This window comes from Variovorax sp. 01T439_2 (genome assembly GCF_056398445.1).
This window is the reverse complement of the sequence record NZ_JBFTPJ010001057.1, coordinates 1-1,893: the sequence shown is the minus strand read 5'-3', so window position 1 is coordinate 1,893 and position 1,893 is coordinate 1. Positions and strand designations below refer to the sequence as shown.

The following is a 1,893-nucleotide window of genomic DNA, read 5'->3' as shown; positions in this document are numbered from 1 at the left end:
GGCACCACCTTCGCGATGATCACGCTGGGCATCGGCGAGCTGGTGGCCTCGATGGCGCTGATGTTCCCGAGCTTCTTCGGCGGCGAGGGCGGCATCACCACCAACCGCGTGTACGGGCCGAGCTTCTTCGGCTTCAACTTCGGCCCGCAGATCCAGGTGTACTACCTGATCGCCGCCTACTGCTTCGTCTGCACCGCGCTCATGTATGCCTTCACCGGCACGCCGCTCGGGCGCATGCTGAATGCGGTGCGCGACAACCCGGAGCGCGTGGAGTTCATCGGCTACAACACGCAGCGCGTGCGCTACTTCGCCTTCATCATCGCGGGCTTCTTCGCGGGCATCGGCGGCGGGCTGGCGTCGATCAACTTCGAGATCGTGAATGCGGCCGACAGCCTGAGCGCCATCCGCTCGGGCGGCTACCTGCTGTTCACCTTCCTGGGCGGCGCGGTGTTCTTCTTCGGGCCGATCATCGGCGCGGTGCYGCTGGTGTTCGCCTCGATCCTGCTGTCGGAGCTCTCGAAGGCCTGGCAGCTCTATTTCGGCCTGGTGTTCGTGTTCATGGTGATGTTCGCGCCCGGCGGCATCGCCAGCCTGGTGATGATGAACCTGCGGGTTGCCAGGTTCGGCAAGTTCGGCCGCTTCTGGCTGCTGTACGTCGCGCTCGCGGTGGCACTGGTGCCGGTGGTGGTGGGCGCCGCCGCGCTGATCGAGATGATCTATCACATCCAGCTCAATGCAGCGCTCGGACCCAACCTGAACTACTTCGGCGTGGCGATCGATACATCCTCTGCGGCAAGTTGGCTCGGCGCCGCCGCGATCCTGGCCGTGGGCCTGGCTGCGCTGGAGGTGGCGCGCCGGCGCTTCGTGCGTGTCTGGGGCCAGGCGCAGGAAGAGATCGAAGCAGAAATCAAGCGCCGGGAGGCTGCGTAATGAGCGCGCAATATGCACTGGAACTGAAGTCGCTGCGCAAGAATTTCGGCAAGACCGAAATCATCCGCGGCGTGGACCTGGCCGTGAAGGCCGGGGAACGCGTGGCCATCATCGGCCCGAACGGGGCAGGAAAGTCGACGCTGTTCAACCTGATCAGCGGGCGGCTCGCACCCACCAGCGGCGAAGTGCTGCTGAACGGCCAGCGCATCGACGGCAAGAAGCCCTACGAGATCAACCGGCTGGGCCTGTCACGCAGCTTCCAGATCACCAACATCTTCCCGAAGCTCAGCGTGTTCGAGAACCTGCGCTGCGGCGTGCTGTGGAGCCTGGGCTACCGCTACACCTTCCTGCGCTTTCTCTCGAACCTGGACGACGCCAACGCGCGCACCGAAGAACTCATCAAGCAGATCGGCCTGCAGCGCAAGCGCGACGTGCACGCAGTGAACCTCACCTATGCGGAGCAGCGCGCGCTCGAGATCGGCGTGACCATTGCGGGCGGCGCCGGCGTCATTCTTCTGGACGAGCCCACGGCGGGCATGAGCAAGACCGAGACGGCGCACTTCATCTCGCTCATCAAGCACGTCACGGTCGGCAAGACGCTGCTGACGGTGGAGCACGACATGGGCGTGGTCTTCGGGCTGGCCGACAAGATCGCGGTGGTGGTGTACGGCGAGGTCATCGCCTTCGACACGCCGGCTGCCGTTCGCGCCAATGCACGGGTTCAGGAAGCTTATCTGGGGTCTTCGGTTGCGGATGCGCAGGGGGCGGGGCATTGATGAAATTTCGCTTTTCTTTGCATCGCGGTTTCCGTCGTTCAGGGCGCGCTCCCGCCGATGGGGTACCTTGCTCCGCGAATGTCCTCCGGCCTGCGGCCTCCCCCTTGATTTCGCTGCGCAAGGCACCCCATCGACGGGAGCGTCATGCGGAGCGGTCGTTCATCAGCGGTGCACCCAGAGCGTGCCC

At 64.8% G+C, this 1,893-nt stretch carries 2 protein-coding genes; both read left to right on the top strand.

Annotated elements, in window-relative coordinates; genetic code table 11:
• Nucleotides 1–930: branched-chain amino acid ABC transporter permease (locus AC1DOC_RS31780; RefSeq protein WP_478131347.1), on the top strand; the 930-nt coding region annotated here is incomplete at its 5' end.
• Nucleotides 930–1,706: an ABC transporter ATP-binding protein gene (locus tag AC1DOC_RS31775; RefSeq protein WP_012748029.1), complete on the top strand. Its 777-nt coding sequence runs from the start codon at nt 930–932 to the stop codon at nt 1,704–1,706. The genes AC1DOC_RS31780 and AC1DOC_RS31775, both read left to right, overlap by 1 nt.
• The last annotated feature ends 187 nt before the right edge of the window (nt 1,707–1,893 follow it).